The organism is Deltaproteobacteria bacterium, from assembly GCA_005879795.1.
Taxonomy (GTDB): domain Bacteria; phylum Desulfobacterota; class Binatia; order DP-6; family DP-6; genus DP-6.
The window spans coordinates 1-2,881 of sequence record VBKJ01000240.1 but is presented as its reverse complement, the minus strand read 5'-3'; the positions used below and the strand labels follow the sequence as shown (position 1 = coordinate 2,881).

The window sequence follows — 2,881 nt, the reverse complement described above, 5'->3', positions numbered from 1 at the left end:
GCGCCTCGTGCGGCTGCAGCGGGCGGGACGCGACGCGCTCGGGCGCCTGGTGCGCGAGCACGGCATCGACTGCGCGTGGAGCGAACGCGGGCGGCTCCACGGCGCGGCCGGCGACGTCGGGATGCGGGAGCTCGAGCGCTTCTGCCGGGGACTCGAGGCCATGCGAGAGCCGTACGCGTCGCTCGACGCACCCACGCGTGAGCGCGTCATGGGGACGCGGTACTACAGCGCCGCCGTGCGTACCCCTGGGACGGTGCTCGTCCAGCCCGCGGCGCTCGTGCGCGGGCTTGCCGCCGCGCTGCCGCCGAACGTCGACCTGCTCGAGGAATCGCCCGTGCTCGCCATGCGTCTCGGCGCTCCGCACCGCCTCGAGACGCCGGAGGGCGCCGTGGTGGCGCCGCGGCTGCTCCTCGCGACGAACGGCTACACGCCCGCCGTGGGGTTCCTCGCGCGGCGCGTCTTCCCGCTCTTCACGTTCGCGAGCCTCACGCGGCCACTCACGGCCGCCGAGCAGGCCCTCGCCGGCGCCGAGCCCGAATGGGGCCTCGTGCCCGAGGAGCGGATGGGATCGACCGTGCGGCGCACGCGCGAGCAGCGGCTCCTCGTGCGGAACACGGTCCGCTACGCGCCCGAGCTCGCGGTCGGTGCCTCGGCCTACCGGGAGATCGCCGCCATCCATCGTCGGGCGCTCGAGGCCCGATTTCCCGCCCTGCGCGCACTCGAGATCGAGTTCACGTGGGGCGGCGTCATGGGCGTGACCCTGAACGGCGCGCAGTTCTTCGGACGCATCGCCGAGAACGTGCTCGCCTCGGTCGCATACAACGGGGTCGGCATCGCGATGGGAACGGTGTCCGGCATGCTCCTCGCCGACCTCGCGGTCGGTGCGGACTCCGAGCTGCTGCGGGACCTCCGGGCGCTGCCGGGACCAGCGTGGATCCCGCCCGAGCCGCTCCTCGGGATCGGCGTGCGAGCGACGCTGGCGCGGCTCCAGCGGCGAGCCGGCCGGGAGCTCTGAGGGCGCCCCGCCGGGACGAGCCCTCGGCTTAGCGGGGTCTAGCGGTCCTCGCGGTCGGGCTTCTTCCCGAACAGCGCGTCGAGGGCGGCGCGCGCGCCGCTCGCGCTCGTGGCTGCCGGCCGCGGGGTGGACGCCGGGCGAAACCAGTCGCAGAAGTTCCCCTGTTCCTTGTCGGCGACCCGCTCGGCCCGGGGCTCGCGGCAGTCGTTGGCGAGGCCGGGCGCGTAGAAGTCGCAGTTCCGGCAGCAGTGGAGGAACGCGGCGCAGCGAGCGCAGACACCGCGGACCGGCACCCGCTGGCCGTCGAATGGCGTCCCGCAGCGGTAGCACTGCATGCGCGTCTCCCTCATCGTCGACGAGGCGGTCCGGCGCAAGCGCCTGGACTCGGCGGGCGGCGCCGTGCTTGGATGCGCCATGCGGACGAGCCGCGCCGTCGTGCAGACCGCGCCGCGCCGCCTGGAGCTGCGCGAGCTGCCCGTCCCCGAGATCGACGACGACAGCGCGCTGCTCCGCATCGAGGCGTGCGGCATCTGCGGGAGCGACGCCGAGCAGTACGCCGGCGTCCTGCCCGTGCGCCTGCCCGTCGTGCCCGGCCACGAGCCGCTCGGCGTGATCGAGCGCATCGGCGACCGGGCGGCGAAGCGCTGGGGCGTCGACGTCGGCGACCGCGTCGCGGTCGAATCGATCATCCGCTGCGGCCACTGCCGCGCCTGCATCGGCGGCCGCTACCAGCTCTGCCGCGGGCGCGGCGGGCTCTTCGGGCACGGCTACGTCCCGCTCGACCGCCCGCCCGGCCTGTGGGGCGCGTACGCCGACTACATGTACCTCGATCCGCTCTCGATCGTGCATCGGGTGCGCAAGGACATCCGGGCGAGCCTCGCGGTCATGTTCAACCCGCTCGGCGCGGGCTTCCGCTGGGCGGTCGAGATCCCCGCCACCGGACCGGGCGACAGCGTGCTCGTGCTCGGCCCCGGGCAGCGCGGGCTCGCGAGCGTCGTCGCCGCGCGCGCGGCAGGCGCCGACACGATCATCGTGACCGGCCTCTCGCGCGACGCGAGGAAGCTCGCACTCGCGCGCGAGCTCGGCGCCGATCACGTGATCGACGTCGAGCGGGAGGACGCCCGCGCGCGTGTGCGCGAGCTGACCGGCGGGCGCGGGGCGGAGGTGGTGATCGAGGTCACCGCCAACGCGCCCGAGCCGGTGGCCGAGGCGCTCCACTACGTGGCAGCGGGCGGGCGCATCGTGCTGGCCGGAGTGAAGGGGTTGAAGGCCGTGCCCGACTTCGTGAGCGACCTGGTCGTCGTCAAGGAGATCACCATCCGGGGCGCGTTCGCCGTCACCAGCCGCGCCTACGAGTCCGCCATCCGGCTCATCGAGTCGGGCCGCGTCCCGCTCGAGAAGATGCACACGCACGACTTCCCGCTCGAGGACGCCGAGCGCGCGATCCAGACCCTCGCCGGCGAGCTGCCCGGCGAGGCGAGCATCCACTCGTGCGTGGTGCCGTAGTCGACCGTGGTCCCGCATTCGACGACATGGCCCCTCGCCGCTGTGCCCGGCCGCCACCACCCAGGCCCCCACGCCCTGTTCGGAGACTTCCCGGGCGCCGTTGCGCGCAAATTTCATTGACAGGCGCTTTGTCCGCAACGTATTTCAGCTCCGGAGGGTGGTCCAGGCTCCGGAGCGTAGTCCGGGGATCTTCAGCCCGGCGGGGCGCAGGGGGGACGTCGAGTATGGGGCGTTCGGTCACCTTCGGGCCTTTATCCGATGCCCCGTCAGGAGGGTTCCACGCAGCCAGCAGCCTACGCGCGGCGATTGGTCTCCTGGTTCTTGCCGGGCTTGCTGCGTCGCCGGCAAGCAGCGCGCCCC

Annotated in this window: 3 protein-coding genes; 2 read left to right on the top strand and 1 reads right to left on the bottom strand. The window is 73.8% G+C overall.

Features of this window, described 5'->3' with window-relative positions; translation table 11 throughout:
- A partial coding sequence (locus E6J59_19530) for an FAD-binding oxidoreductase (GenBank protein TMB16050.1) occupies positions 1–1,015 on the top strand: 1,015 nt, incomplete at its 5' end.
- Between the two features lie 38 nt (positions 1,016–1,053).
- Here E6J59_19530 and E6J59_19525 read toward each other — a convergent pair.
- The gene (locus E6J59_19525; GenBank protein ID TMB16049.1) at positions 1,054–1,350 is read right to left on the bottom strand and encodes a hypothetical protein; all 297 of its coding nucleotides are present in this window, start codon (positions 1,348–1,350) and stop codon (positions 1,054–1,056) included.
- A gap of 79 nt (positions 1,351–1,429) precedes the next feature.
- Between E6J59_19525 and E6J59_19520 the strand changes: the two genes are divergently transcribed.
- Positions 1,430–2,521, top strand: a complete 1,092-nt coding sequence (locus E6J59_19520) for a zinc-binding dehydrogenase (GenBank protein TMB16051.1) — start codon at positions 1,430–1,432, stop codon at positions 2,519–2,521.
- Positions 2,522–2,881: the final 360 nt, after the last annotated feature.

Coding starts and splice junctions, on each gene's coding strand:
- E6J59_19525 (TMB16049.1), bottom strand. CDS start 1,350: ATGCAGTGCTACCGCTGCGGGACGCCATTCGACGGCCAGCGGGTGCCG.
- E6J59_19520 (TMB16051.1), top strand. CDS start 1,430: ATGCGGACGAGCCGCGCCGTCGTGCAGACCGCGCCGCGCCGCCTGGAG.